This is a genomic window from Yersinia sp. SCPM-O-B-9106 (C-191), assembly GCF_026183365.1.
Taxonomy (GTDB): Bacteria; Pseudomonadota; Gammaproteobacteria; order Enterobacterales; family Enterobacteriaceae; genus Yersinia; species Yersinia rochesterensis.
Genome location: NZ_CP110791.1, coordinates 2822802 through 2836571, shown reverse-complemented (window position 1 = coordinate 2836571; position 13770 = coordinate 2822802). Strand labels below are relative to the sequence as shown.

Below are 13770 nucleotides of genomic sequence, written 5' to 3'. Positions count from 1 at the left end.
ACCGCCCCCTAATGATGTTCTGTTGGCAGGCGACCTGCCTTGTTGACATCCAACCACCAGCTATCAAAGCCGAGCGAATATGTGGGCCTGTCCGCTGGCATCGAAAACTTATCCCAATAAGCAAAACGAGCATGGTTGGAATACCACATTGGGATCATCAAATAATTCCAGGTCAACACGCGGTCCAGTGCACGGCCAAGAGACAGCAATGCTTCTGGCTGTTCCTGATGTTTAACAATCTGTTCAATCAATTGGTCGATAGCCGGATCTTTAATACCCGAGGCGTTATAGCTGGAATCAATATAAGCCGAACTCCACAAAATTTGCAGATTTGGGCTAGGGTAAGGGAAAGCGCTATAAACCGTCGGGATCATATCGTAATCTCGGCTGCGCAGGCGGTTAACAAATTGAGAGCTGTCCACCTCGCGGATATTCATGGTTATCCCCAAACGTTGCAAATTATGCTTAAACGGCTGAACGTATTGGAAGTTACTGCCGCTGAGTAACAGCAACTCAAAGACAAAAGGTTTGCCCGTTTTGCTGTTGATTAATTGCTGATTTTTCACTTCCCAACCCGCTTCACTCAGCAATTCGCGTGCTTTTAATAGATTATCCCGCGCGTTACCGCTGCCGTCAGTTTGAGGAGGCTGATAAATTTGTGTGAAAACTTCCGGCGGTATTTTACCTTTTAGCGGAGCCAGCCACGCTAATTCCGCGCTGTTCGGATAACCTTTAGCGGCATATTCAGTGTTCTGGAAGAAACTATTAGTGCGCTGATAACTATCGAAATAAAAAGCTTTATTCATCCAGTCAAAATCAAAGGCTAATGTCAGTGCTTCACGAACTCGGCGGTCGCTAAAAATAGGACGCTGGACATTAAATGCCAGCCAGCGGGTGTTCTGCGCAGAGTTATCGAGGATATCCTGTTTGACGATATAGTTTTTCGCAAAGTTGCCGCCCACATATTGTGTCGCCCAGCTTTTTGGTGATGTTTCTTCACGGAAATCAAAGGCACCGGCTTTAAATGCTTCCAGCGCGACTTTATCGTCTAAATAATAATCATAACGGATGGTGTCAAAATTATATTGCCCACGATTGACCGGTAAATTGGCTGCCCAATAGTCTCTGACCCGCTCATAAGTAATGAATTGGCCCATTTTATATTTGCCAATACGATAGGGGCCGCTGCTAACTGGCGGTTTACTGAGCGGTTCACTGAGTTTATGGTCTTTCCAGAAATGCTCGGGCATTACCGGTAAGCCAAATAGGCCCAGCATCTTATCTTTATTCGGTTCTGGGAATTCAAAACGCACAGTCAGTCGCGAAATCGCTTTTACTTGCACGCCTTTATAAACAATTCGAAATTGTGGGACACCCTCGGTCATGAATTTATTGAAAGTGAATGCCACATCTTGCGCAGTAATGGGTTTGCCATCATGAAAACGAGCGCGAGGATTAATATCCACTTCAATCCAGTGAAAGTCGGGGGCAAAACGCGCTGACTCGGCAATTAAGGGATAATAACTGCCAATCTCATCGTCCGAAGTAGAGAACAATGAGTCATACAGCCGCTCAGTACGCACCGCCGGGTTGCCACGCAGTGCATAGCGGTTGAAGTTATCAAAGGTACCAATTGCTGAGAGCGTAATGTCTCCGCCTTTGGGGGCAGCCGGATTGACATAATCAAAATGGCTAAAATCTGATGAGTATTTCGGTTCGCCCAATATGGCAAAAGAGCTACCTTCTTTAATGGTTTCAGCTTGCAGACCAAAGCTCAGGACTGATAGCGTCAAGGCAGCATATAGGCGTAACAACATATTGGTGGTGATCTCCTACTGTTATTTGCGTAGTCATAATCTTAAATGAAATTACCAGTTTACAGGGGTAAAGCAAACATTAAGCCAATGAGTTTTTGTTACGAAGTTTTTTGCGTACAAAACTCGACTAAATCCTCAACAGATAGCGGCTTGCTAAGTAGATAGCCTTGCAGGAAGTTGACCCCGTGTTGTGTCAAATACTGGAGCTGTTGTTCCGTTTCGACACCTTCAGCGACGGTTTCAATATTGAGCTTGCTCGCTAACATTAATACTGCATCTAATACCGGTGCTGCAACAGTATTAATGCCTATAGTGCTGACAAAACCACGATCAATTTTAATATAGTCTAAAGTAAAACGTTCTAAATAAATCAGCGCGCTGTGTCCGGTGCCAAAGTCATCAACAGCGATTTGTATCCCTTGAGAGCGTAACCAAGCAAACTGCTTAATAGCTAACTCCTCTTCAACCATACCCCGCTCTGTTATCTCAAATACTGGAGAATACACATCGGTATTTAATTGTTGTAACATTTGAGTGACATCTTTGCGGAAATCATCATCAGTAAGATGAACCGGGGAGATATTAATGGCCAATTTAATTCCTGCTGGAAGGTGGGCTGCCATTAATTCACTGTCTCTAATGATTAATTCAAATAAATGCCGGGTCAGAGGTTGAATCAGATGCTGAGTTTCTGCATAGGGAATAAAAAGGTCTGGGGAAATACGTCCTTCAATCGGATGTTGCCAGCGGATAAGCGCTTCCAATCCTGATAGGGAGCGGTCATCAGACCGGAATGCGGGCTGATATTCAACAAAGAATTCACCCCGACGAATACCACGCAAAATTTCAGCTTCCGCACTTTGACTGGCAATTAAAATATAATAAGCCAAGATACCGACTAGCCCTGCGAGTAATACGCCCCCTAACAAAGTCATTCGAATATCATCCGCAGTGAGGCTGGTATGATAAATCAATATTTTAATTGGATAACCAGGTAATTGAACTTCACGCGTATCACGTATGGGTAACTGGCTGATAGGCATGACTTTAGAGTCAAATGTTGTGACTGCTAGTTCATCAATAATAATAGCTAATCCGTTGACCTGATTATTGGCGTTGTTTAGTAACAGATAGGGATGTAAATTCAGTTCGAGTGTTGCTAATACGCCGGTATTACCGCGGCCAGCTTCACGCAGCCATACGCCAATTGCCGGTTTGCTCGGCATCATTGGTGTACCTTGTTGAATTTTAAAATCCAAAGGCTGAGTGACATTCATTTTGGGGTATAACGCGCTGACAGGCGTATTCATTTCCCCCGTTGCTGAAGAGCAATAGGTAATATCATCCCGAACCAATAAGAAAGCTCGGACACCATTGGTAAATGCCGCCCGATAGTGCAGAGCTGAACTGGCCTGTTCACAACTTTTTGCACTTAGCGGGATAAGCTGAGACATAGTTGTCGTCAGTTCATTAAGGAACTGGGATGAATAGGAGATAATATGATCGCTTTGTGTTGTTAGTTTACTTTCACTGCTGCGATAAAGTAATGACAAAGTAATAACAACAAAAAATATAAAGAAACAAAGTGCGAGGATGACACTTTTTTTAACAAGATAGCGTCTGGATAAAATATTGCGGGAGAACGCACTGTTTGAACCCATGTTACGCCGCTCCTCAGCATGATCGATAAAGTGTTATGAATATAAGTAAGTTAGCAGCACAGCGCTGCCGATTTGCCAGGGAGCATTATTGACATTAATAAACTTATCGAGTTGAAATTCAATCTAATATAAAGCAAAGATACCATGTAAATGCATCAAATATGTGGTGCCAGTGAAATTCATTTGTATTGGCGTCTTTTAGAAAAACATATCCATAGAACAGATTTTCAGCTTAGTAATACAATTGACTTAATTCCAAAAAGGATAATCGTAGTTGATATGTCTTAGTGTCAGGGAACTCTTGGTTTAGCGGGGCGAATTCTACACAGAATATTCTTGAATTTCGCTGTTTTTAGCAAAAAAGGACATTTCCTACAAAAGTGAGGCAATAGGACTACAAGAACTATACTTCGGTAATAAGAACGATTTCGGCAATAAAAAACGCTGCCAATGGCAGCGTTTCATCGTTTCGTTTGGTATCTCGGACAACAGGAATAAAATCAGTTAGCTGCGCGAACCACTACTTAGCACTCGCCGCCCATCACGATAACGCTTATTCCAATAATCTTCATTTAGACTCGATATTGTCACACCGACACTGGTCGATGCATGTACAAATTTATCGTTACCTAAGTAGATACCTACATGACGACCTGTCGATCCTGCTCGGAACAGCACCAAATCACCCGGGCGCAACTTAGTACGTTGGATTTTCTTGCCAATATCTTGCTGCTCAGAGGTTGAGCGTGGCAAATCCATACCAAATTGTTCACGGAAAGTGGTTTGTACAAACGCAGAACAATCAATACCGCGTTTGGTGCTACCGCCTAAACGATAACGAACCCCTTTCCACCCTGCATACTGTTCTAAAATTTTCGACTTGACGTCAACGTTGCGCACCATCGCTTCGAATTCATCCTGAGAGGCTTGCAGTAAAAGCCCATCTTTGTCATTAACTGCACGCATCTCAGTTTGCGTATTATGTACGTTCGAACTCTGTGGTGAACTACACGCGGATAACATTACCGCTGCTGCAACCGCAGGAATGACCCGCAGAATATATCTCATAATAGGTTGAGACTTGACCATTGTTGTTGTTTTCCCTTGCTGTCCTTACGACGGATGTCGCTACCAAAAATACCAAACGAATCGAGATTATTGATTGTGGTCTGATGAGACAATCACTTAACCAAATAAATGTGCAGGAACGCACAATATTAATCAGGATAGTGGTGAAATGCCGGTATCCGAGCACAAACGTTTTTGAGATTACCGTAATGATTAATAAAAGGCGAGAGCTTTTATGCCCATAATTTTACAAAATGTTAATGTAATATTATATATTAAATGCAGATAGCTGAATTTATGGCCGTTTGGTGATAATAAAGGTGTGTAATCATTAATGGCGGTTGGAGCAAAAAAGTCTATTTTTTGCTCCAAAATAAAGCAGGGGGCGGGTTACTGACATTTTGAACCCGGCAGATTTCGGTTAATGGCATCAATGAGTTTATCACTAAGTGGTGTCAGCAATATCCAACTTATCCCGACCAAGACGACTGAAAGCGAGCCAACAGCAATATCAGTAAACCAATGCGCGCCAATCATTATTCGTGGCATAGAGAAAACCACCACGATGACTAAAGCGATGGCAAAAGCACCCCGAGAGAAATAGCGCCACATAAAGCAGGTAAAAATAATCAGCATCATGCCATGGTCGCCGGGGGAAGCTATCACTGGATGCGTCTTTGGTCGGAATACCCGTTAATTCGCTGACGCGATTAATATTCTCAAAAACCGTGGTTCGCTGGAATATACCAAGAGAAAAACAGGGCTATTCCAAGTAAATTAAGCAGTAATATTACCGGCAAATTACGACGGGTCATGCGGTGGCCTTTAATCTAAAAATGGTCAATGTAAGAATGGTGCAGTAAATAAATTTGGCAGCATTATACCTCCTTCTGTAGTCGAGCCCTGAGTAATTCATGCTGTAATACATTCCAATCGGGGTCAGTGATGCTAATGAGTTCAATCCGGCTATCGAGTGGTGGAACTTGGCGTGTTTCAATTTTCAAATCATGGCCTTGTCGGTTAACCACAAGAGTGCCCTCAGGAATACGCATCACACCTTTGATTCGCTCCACTGGATTTAACCGCACCCACTCCAATAATCGCATTGTGTCAAATACGGTATCCGCATTAAATACCCAACCACAGCTCAGATAACCTTGACCCTGATTAAGGGCGCGACGCCAAGGTTCGTTACCTTTCAAGCTCAATGCGGCCAATCCTTTTTGTCGGGTTGAGCTGTGGTGATGTGCACCGTCGGGTAATTGATCATTATTACTGTGCGGTATATCCAGCAGAGCAACATCAATCTTCCCTTGTTCTGCATAATAAAGTGGGCGTGATACCGGCTGTTGTTCATACCATTGCTGTAATACAACGTAATCCGTCTCGTTATAGGCATCCTGTTTATTTGCCACGAGGATATCGGCTGCAGCTAATTGGTCACGGAAATTTTCATTTTCTGTATAGCGGGGATCACTTAACTGGCGGGCGTCAAGCAAGCTGAGAGTGGCATGCAGAGAAATCCAGGGTTGGTAAATTTCAGAGGTTAATAAGGATAGAATCTGTTTTGGGTGGCCCAACCCCGTAGGTTCGATGAGTAAACGATCCGGTTTTGCCTGTTGGAGCAACATATTTAAACCAACTTGCATGGGAAGGCCATTCACACAGCACATGCACCCACCGGGTATTTCTTTTAATACGGCACCGCTATCAGCTAATAACGCCCCATCAATACCGATCTCCCCGAATTCATTAACCAGAACTGCCCATTTTTCATTTTCTGGTTTTTGTGACAATAAATGACGAATAGTGGTGGTCTTGCCACAGCCCAAAAAACCGGTAATCAAGTTCGTTTTTGTCATCAGAGGTCTCCTACCGTAAATTTATTTTCAATACGCTCTTAAGAAAAAGCTCAAGTGTGCCGATATACCCAGGTGAGGATATAACACTAGCCAAGCTTATTATTAAACGAAAAAGGCGAAAAGATAGACAATTTCCTAGGTGAGTTAAGAACCTTGCCTAATTGCATTGCAAAGCTCTGGAATAGAATTCACTTCTACGAGGAATCTTAGTGAGTTATAGACGGAATAGAGCAATAAAAAATGCTCTGTCATTCCCATCGCTCTGGCTGGAATCCTCTATTATTTAAAATGACGGATATGAGAGTCGAGGTGGTTATGAATAATTTTCGAGTGCTGATTATCGTAGCAATAATGTTTTCATGGATAGTATCTTTTGCTGCAAGTAGTGCGCAATCCACCCTGTCTGTAACAGGAACAATTACTTTTTCCGGTGCCATTGTAGAAAGCCCATGTGATACTTCATTCGCAAACCAAACGATAACCACGAGCTGTTATCGCAATGGTGAAACTCTGACTCAACGACAAGAACTCTCACGTAATATGTCTCTAACTTCTCGGTTGCCTAATCAGTTGGCATCTTCACGTATGGAATGGCTGAATCCACAACGTAGTTTGGGAATTTTAACCGTCAGTTACCTTTAATATTTCAGATTAATTTAATGATCCTATCATAAAGACGGCTTATCACATTGATAAGCCGTTGTCGTTTGTCGGATATATTATGCTGCAATGAAATTGTTTGACCTCAATGAAATTGTTTGACCACATGATATACTGCATGTTATTCACACACCCTTTGGTCAGGCCAATTTGGCATTTTAATGCCAATACCTGATGCAGGAAATAAGGTTATGCGGTTATATCAGGAAGTCGGCAGTCAGCTGCGTGAAGCAATTATCAGTGGGCAATACAATTTGGGCGATCGTTTACCGCCTGAGCGTGATATTGCCGAAAACTTCAGCGTCAGCCGTAGTGTGGTACGTGAAGCACTGATCATGCTAGAGCTGGAAAAGTTAGTGGAAGTGCGTAAAGGTTCGGGCGTCTACGTGGTGAATGTCCCCGATAGGTCTGCATATGGGGAATCTGTCGTGTCAACCGACAGTGGTTACGGCCCATTTGAACTGCTGCAAGCCCGCCAATTGTTGGAAAGTGAAGTCGCTGCTTTTGCCGCCATGCAAGCAACCAAAGCTGACATTATTAAAATGCGCCAAGCCATTGAGCAGGAAAAGACCGCATTAGATGCCGGCGCAGTAGATGAAAGTGCGGACGAATTGTTCCACTGCTTATTGGCGCAATCGACGCAAAATAGTGTATTGGCGAATATGGTCGCGGAAGCATGGCAGGCGAGAAAAACCAGCGCCATGTGGCAAGGGGCACATAGTCATACCCTAGATTTTAGTTACCGCTGGCAATGGATGGAAGACCATCAAAAAATCCTGCAAGCGGTGTTGCGCCGAGATAGCAAAGCAGCCAAGCAAGCCATGTGGCAGCATTTAGAAAATGTAAAATTAAAATTACTCGAGATTTCTGATGCTGATCATCCTGATTTTGATGGGTATTTGTTTGAGTCTGCGCCGTATCAGCTTGAAGAATAATTTGTCCTTCGGCCTTGAAGTTACAGGGGTGTTGGCTACGCTTACGCACTCGATTAGAAAGAATGAGCCCCATTCTTGAGGCTCATTCTGTAAGCTCGCTAAAATTAAGCCTGTTGTGCCAAACGTTTCACACTTTCTTTCGCACCAAACTGTTGTAGGCTGAGATATGCTTCTGTCACGGCACGAACAAATTCGGGTTGTTGTGGCAGGGCTTCACCAAACAGTGATTTCAGGGACAGTAAGCTCTCGACTCTGGCAATACCATCCTCGCTATTCTCAACGCATTTTTTGAAGCTATCTACCATTGGGTCACGAATATCAATAGGTTCGCCGTTGTCATCCACACCGCTTACATAACGCATCCAGCCGGCGATACCCAATGCCAGGCAACGATATGGCCCGCCGTTTTGTAAATGCCAGCGTACTGAATCCAACATCCGTTGTGGCAATTTCTGACTACCGTCCATGGCAATTTGCCAGGTGCGGTGTTTTAACGACGGGTTGCTGTAACGTTCAATCAATTGGTCAGCATAAGCATTCAAATCAATGCCGGTAACACGCAGTGTTGGAGCTTGTTCATCCATCATTAAGCGACGGGCGGTCAGACGATAATTTTCATCCGCCATGCAATCATTAATATGCTGATAACCGGCCAGATAACCCAGGTAAGAGAGGTAAGAATGGCTGCCATTCAACATGCGCAACTTCATTTCTTCAAAGGGCAAAACATCATCGACTAATTGTACCCCAGCAACTTGCCAGTCAGGGCGACCTGCCACAAATTTGTCTTCGACAACCCATTGAATGAACGGCTCACAGGCAATACCACAAGGATCGGCAACCCCCAGCGTCTCTGCGATTTGCTGCAATGTTTCTGCTGTTGCAGCGGGAACGATGCGGTCGACCATAGTGTTGGGGAACGTAACATTTTGTTCTATCCAACTGGCCAGTTCGGGGTCACGGGCAGTAGCCAAACCGAGGACGGCATTTTTTACCACATGGCCGTTTTCTGGAATGTTGTCGCATGAAAGAACGGTGAAAGCTTGCAGCCCTCGTAGGCGGCGTAACCGCAGAGCCTCAACCAGAATACCGGGGGCGGAAGTCGGGGCATCAGGGATAGCCAGGTCGGCAAGTACAAACTCATTGCGCAGATCCAGTTGGCCAGTTCCCGGCTCGATGCAGTAACCTTTTTCAGTAATGGTCAGCGAAACAATGGCCACTTGTGGTTCGGCCAATTTCTCCAGAACTTGCATGACACCATCTAATCGAGCATGTACCGACTCACAAACCGACCCAACAACAATGGCTTGATTACTTTGCGCGCCTTTTTCCAGCACAGAGAAAAGATGATCCTGTTGGCGCAAATTTTGGATCAAGACATCAGCACCAAACAAGCTGACCTCACAGATACCCCAGTCGCCCCCTTGTTTATTTAAAACTCGATCAGTCAGTAGAGCTTGATGCGCGCGGTGAAATGCGCCAAAACCGATGTGAACAATACGGCTTTTCAGTGCAGTTCTATCATAAGTTGGCAGCTGTACGGTATCGGGTAGGTGGCTGTTGGCAATAGTGTTCATACGTGGCTCCAGAATCATTCACCCCATGGGTATAGCAAAGGGGATGGTGATAGATAAAAAGTTGTTAGACCAGTTTAATTTGGCTTCTGTACTAAAAAAACCACACCATACGGATCGTTTTCTTTTGTTCGTTATCATGCAATATCGGCTTGCAGTGTAAAGGCATATGACAGAAAATAAAATTGGTAAGTCCAATATTGATTATATTCGTGAAGTGGATCAACCAATGAGATTTTGCTTTTTGACACGCGGCGCTGAAAGAGTAAGGATAAAGCTGAGTGATACCTCTTGGAATCGGTATAACAACATTCTCGGTATAACAGCATTGTCGGTATAACCGCATTAGTCGGTATAACAAAATTGCATGCACCCGAACAGTTTACTTAGAAGGTAAAAATAAATGGAACAAACATGGCGTTGGTATGGCCCAAATGATCCGGTGTCGTTAGATGATATCCGTCAGGCTGGTGCAACCGGAGTAGTGACTGCATTACATCATATTCCGAATGGCCAGGTCTGGCCGGTGAGTGAAATCAAACAGCGCCAGGCAGAATTGGCGGCGAAAGGTTTGGTTTGGTCGGTAGTGGAAAGCGTACCGATTCATGAAGAAATCAAAACTCACAGCGGTAACTATCAGCAACACATTGAAAATTATCAGCAAACACTGCGTAACATTGCCGAATGTGGCATTGACACCGTGTGCTATAACTTCATGCCGATATTAGACTGGACACGTACGGATCTGGAATATCAATTGCCGGACGGTTCCAAAGCACTGCGTTTCGACCAGATAGCTTTTGCTGCTTTTGAGCTGCATATCCTTAAGCGCCCTGGTGCTGAGAAAGATTACTCTGCTGAAGAGTTGGCGCAGGCGGCAGATTATTTCGATGCCATGTCTGAGGCCGACATTGCCAAGCTGACGGGGAATATTATTGCTGGTCTGCCGGGAGCAGAAGAGGGCTATACGCTGGATCAATTCCGCGCGCGTTTAGCTGAGTATGACGGCATTGATAAAGCGCAACTCCGTGAAAATATGGCGTATTTCCTGCGCGCTATTATACCGGTTGCTGAACAGGTTGGCCTGCGTATGGCGGTTCACCCGGATGATCCACCGCGCCCAATTCTTGGCCTGCCGCGTATTGTGTCGACCATTGAAGATATGCAGTGGCTGAAAGAGACCGTTGATAGCATTTATAACGGCTTTACTATGTGCACCGGTTCTTATGGTGTGCGGGCAGATAATGATTTAGTGAAGATGATCGAAACCTTTGGTGATCGTATTCACTTCACCCATTTGCGTTCGACTTGCCGTGAAGGGAACCCAAAAACCTTCCATGAAGGCGGTCATTTGCAAGGTGATGTCGACATGTACTCTGTAGTTAAAGCCATTCTAACTGAAGAGCAACGTCGTCAGGCTGCCGGAGATATGCGTCCGATTCCGATGCGACCAGACCATGGTCACCAAATGCTGGATGATTTACATAAGAAAACCAATCCGGGTTATTCTGCTATTGGTCGCCTGAAAGGTCTGGCTGAAGTTCGCGGTGTTGAGTTAGCGCTCAAGCGCACGTTCTTCCCTGAACTGAAGTAACCCGTCATCTTTCAATACATTAAGGGCCGAAAATCGGCCCTTAACTATTTATGTCCAAACCATACCCAATAGATTTCAAGATGCAGGAAGGCGGCAAGCGAGATAATCCCGATGAGCTTACACAAGTAAGTGATTCGGGTTACTGAGAGCAGCCAACACACCTGCAACTTGAAAGATAAAGGGTATTGGGTATTAGTCTGCACGGCCCATATAGCGGCGCTCTGCAATATGAATACGGATTTTCTCGCCAGGGCTGATATATTCCGGCACCTGAATAGATAAGCCGGTACTCATCACTGCTGGTTTGTTACGAGCACTGGCTGACGCACCTTTAATACTCGGAGCGGTTTCAACAATTTCCATATCAACAGTTTGCGGCAATTCCAACGCCAGCAATTGGCCGTCCATTGTTAGCACCTGCATCCCCGGCATCCCGCCCTCAGGAATAAACAACAATTCTTCTTCTATCTGCTCTTTTTTGAAGTTGTATGGCGTGAAATCTTCATCATCCATAAAGACATATTCGTCGCCGTCGATGTAAGAGAAATTCACACTGCGGCGGGTCAAAGTGATGGTGTCGAGGATCTCATCGCCTTTAAAACGCTCTTCAACTTTTAAACCGGTACGCACATCAGAAAAACGCATTTTATACAGAGTACTGGCACCACGGGCACTTGGACTTTGTACATCGATATCTTTCACCAGCAGTAATTTGCCGTTGAGGTTGACCGCCATACCGCGTTTTATTTCATTAGCTCTTGCCATTTATTAACCGCCAATCAGGATTGAAGATAAGTTGCGACAAGTTACTCGCGCCGCCAGTTTCAGGCAAGCCCCAAAAGAGCAAGATTTTCGCTATATACCCAAAATAATTCGAGTTGCAGGAAGGCGGCAAGTGAGTGAATCCCGATGAGTTGACGTGAGTCAATGATTCGGGTGAACGAAAGCAGCCAACACATATGCAGCTTGAAGTATGACGGGTATAAAATCGACCTTATGCATACACCGGTAATAGGCCCAATAATGCAGCAATATGTGCCACTGCATTGATCAGACCAAACAAGATAATAAAACCAATCATAAAACGCCCGCCCGGTGCCCGATAACTTGCTTGTGGGAAGCGTTTACGGCTAGCGCGCGCCATCAATGCGGGAACAATCACAGCCCAAATGGTCGCAGCTAAACCAGCAAAACCAATGGCGTAGATAAAGCCATTTGGGAACAATAGCGCTCCGATAGTCGGCGGAACAAAAGTGATTAGCGCTGATTTGGTACGCCCACCGCGGTCATCAGCGAATTTAAAGAAATCAGCGATGTAATCGAACAGCCCAAGAGAGACGCCGAGGAATGAGCTGGCCAATGCCATATAAGAGAAAGCATTCAACAGTTGGCTGGTGGCTTGACTGGCAGAGACGGTATCCATCTGTTTCAGCAGGCTGCCTATGTTACCGCCGTCAGCAATAACTTGTTTGAATGCATCCCGGGCAATATTGCCCTGAATGGCATACTGCCACAGGATGTAAATGACCAATGCTATCAAGGTGCCGCATAGCAAACTGCGCACCACTGATTTGCCGTCTTTATGGTAATACTTCACCAGCCCCGGCACATTACCGTGGTAGCCGAAGGAGGTCAGTAAGTAGGGCAGGGCCGCCAGCGCATAAGGTAAATAATGTGCATTGCTATCCGCCTGATTGAACAGAACCGCGCTTTCCACATGGCTAAACATATCACCGACGGACATGACAAACGTGATAACCATGCCGCCTATCAATATGGTACTTAAGCGGTCTACTGCGCGGGTCGATAACCAGACAATAAATGCCACTAACACCGCAAAGATAAAGCCCGCTCCGGTCTGACCAATGCCCACAGTATTTTGCAGTGTATGGGTAATGATTGAGCCGCCAGCTGAGATATAGGCGTAGGTCAGAATATAGAGAACAAAAGTGATAGATACGCCATTAATGGCGCTCCAGACTTTGCCTAGCAAGTCTTGCACCATGGTATGGAAACTGGCCCCAGTAGGGTAGTTCAGGTTAGCTTCCAGAATCATCAAGCCGGAAATTAGCATGCATGCCCAAGTATAAATCAGCAGCATGACTGAGCCGCTGAACCACACACCCGCCGTCACGATTGGGATTGAAAACATCCCCGCGCCCACTGCGGTACCGGCGACAATCATTGCGCCGCCGAGGACGGAAGGGCGTGATAGTGGTTGGGATATATCCATCGACATTTAATTTTTCTCCAAATTCTCGTCGTACTTGAGGTTGCTGGGGTGTTCGCTGCACTCGTTACTCGGTCATCCGTGGGCCTCGCCTCTACGAGGCAGCTGCTAGCAGCGTTCAAATCTGCTTCCGGCAGATTTGTCAGCCGAATCACTTACTTTTATAAGCTCATCGGGATGAGTTCACTGGCTGCCTACCTGCAACACCAATTACCTTGAGAATATATAATATAGTTAACGGTTCTTTTGTACTAGCTTAATGGTACGCGGTGATAGTGAAACTGTAAACAGATGAATATGCTCATGTGGATAGTCTGGTCAGTGATTCGTTTTGATCTGGCATTGGGTTGTGATTGAATATCGCACAAA

The 13770-nt window shown here is 45.1% G+C and carries 10 protein-coding genes and 1 pseudogene; 3 read left to right on the top strand and 8 right to left on the bottom strand.

Features of this window, described 5'->3' with window-relative positions; translation table 11 throughout:
• Window positions 1–8: 8 nt before the first annotated feature.
• The 5 genes and pseudogenes from OP863_RS13035 to OP863_RS13015 all read right to left on the bottom strand — a co-directional run bounded on the left by OP863_RS13035 (window position 9) and on the right by OP863_RS13015 (window position 6408).
• A complete protein-coding gene (locus OP863_RS13035; RefSeq protein WP_145589352.1) occupies window positions 9–1817 on the bottom strand; it encodes an extracellular solute-binding protein in 1809 nt (602 codons plus the stop codon).
• 98 nt (window positions 1818–1915) lie between these two features.
• Window positions 1916–3478, bottom strand: a complete 1563-nt coding sequence (locus tag OP863_RS13030; RefSeq protein WP_265525381.1) for a cyclic di-GMP phosphodiesterase — start codon at window positions 3476–3478, stop codon at window positions 1916–1918.
• A 504-nt stretch (window positions 3479–3982) separates the two neighbouring features.
• On the bottom strand, window positions 3983–4567 hold the full coding sequence (gene mepS / locus OP863_RS13025) for a bifunctional murein DD-endopeptidase/murein LD-carboxypeptidase (protein ID WP_038631948.1): 585 nt from the start codon (window positions 4565–4567) through the stop codon (window positions 3983–3985).
• A 369-nt stretch (window positions 4568–4936) separates the two neighbouring features.
• Window positions 4937–5361: pseudogene (locus OP863_RS13020) on the bottom strand (phosphatase PAP2 family protein).
• 63 nt (window positions 5362–5424) lie between these two features.
• A complete protein-coding gene (locus OP863_RS13015) occupies window positions 5425–6408 on the bottom strand; it encodes a CobW family GTP-binding protein (RefSeq protein ID WP_038631952.1) in 984 nt (327 codons plus the stop codon).
• A 315-nt stretch (window positions 6409–6723) separates the two neighbouring features.
• Between OP863_RS13015 and OP863_RS13010 the strand changes: the two genes are divergently transcribed.
• Window positions 6724–7050: a type 1 fimbrial protein gene (locus tag OP863_RS13010; protein ID WP_038639433.1), complete on the top strand. Its 327-nt coding sequence runs from the start codon at window positions 6724–6726 to the stop codon at window positions 7048–7050.
• Window positions 7051–7259: 209 nt separating this feature from the next.
• Complete coding sequence (locus tag OP863_RS13005; protein WP_038631954.1) at window positions 7260–8003, top strand: GntR family transcriptional regulator; 744 nt, start codon at window positions 7260–7262, stop codon at window positions 8001–8003.
• Window positions 8004–8107: 104 nt separating this feature from the next.
• Here OP863_RS13005 and OP863_RS13000 read toward each other — a convergent pair whose 3' ends face one another.
• Entirely contained in the window at window positions 8108–9580 is a 1473-nt protein-coding gene (locus tag OP863_RS13000) for a mannitol dehydrogenase family protein (protein ID WP_120011326.1), read from the bottom strand.
• Between the two features lie 400 nt (window positions 9581–9980).
• Between OP863_RS13000 and uxuA the strand changes: the two genes are divergently transcribed.
• Window positions 9981–11171 carry a mannonate dehydratase gene (uxuA, locus tag OP863_RS12995; RefSeq protein WP_038631958.1) on the top strand — a complete coding sequence of 397 codons (1191 nt, stop codon included), beginning with the start codon at window positions 9981–9983 and terminating at the stop codon, window positions 11169–11171.
• A gap of 192 nt (window positions 11172–11363) precedes the next feature.
• On the opposite strand, the gene yeiP is transcribed toward uxuA, so the two are convergent.
• Together yeiP and mtr are read right to left on the bottom strand one after the other, a co-directional pair.
• Complete coding sequence (gene yeiP / locus OP863_RS12990; protein WP_004389501.1) at window positions 11364–11936, bottom strand: elongation factor P-like protein YeiP; 573 nt, start codon at window positions 11934–11936, stop codon at window positions 11364–11366.
• A gap of 229 nt (window positions 11937–12165) precedes the next feature.
• Window positions 12166–13410 carry a tryptophan permease gene (gene mtr / locus OP863_RS12985; protein WP_038631959.1) on the bottom strand — a complete coding sequence of 415 codons (1245 nt, stop codon included), beginning with the start codon at window positions 13408–13410 and terminating at the stop codon, window positions 12166–12168.
• Between the last annotated feature and the right edge of the window lie 360 nt (window positions 13411–13770).